This is a genomic window from Stenotrophomonas sp. A3_2 (assembly GCF_036624925.1).
Classification (GTDB): Bacteria; Pseudomonadota; Gammaproteobacteria; order Xanthomonadales; family Xanthomonadaceae; genus Stenotrophomonas; species Stenotrophomonas hibiscicola.
In genome coordinates, this window is sequence record NZ_JAZKVY010000081.1 from 1 (window position 1) to 339 (window position 339).

At 73.7% G+C, this 339-nt stretch carries 1 protein-coding gene; it reads left to right on the top strand.

Annotated features, from left to right (window positions below; genetic code table 11):
- On the top strand, positions 1-339 hold a 339-nt coding region (locus tag R5H29_RS01500), incomplete at both ends, for a hypothetical protein (RefSeq protein ID WP_332328626.1).

Here is a 339-nt window from a genome sequence, read left to right on the forward strand (position 1 = left end):
TGCCCGCCACGCCGACCAGCGCCAGCCCGACCGCCACCGCGCTTGTCGCGCAAGGCAACCTGATCGCCACCAGTGCCGCGCTGGCCGATGCCACCGCGCGCCTGTCGGCGCTGCAACAGCGCCTCGCCGAGCTGAACCAGCAGGCCGCCGCCGCCTCGGGCCAGGCAACCCGCGCCGAAGCGCTGCTGGTCGCCTTTGCCGTGCGCCGCGCGGTCGAACGCGGGCAGCCGCTGGGCTATCTGGAAACCGCGATGCGCGTGCGTTTTGGCGAAAGCCAGCCGACCGCCGTCGACCAGATTGCCGGCGCCGCGCAGAAACCGGTGACCGCAGGGGGCCTTG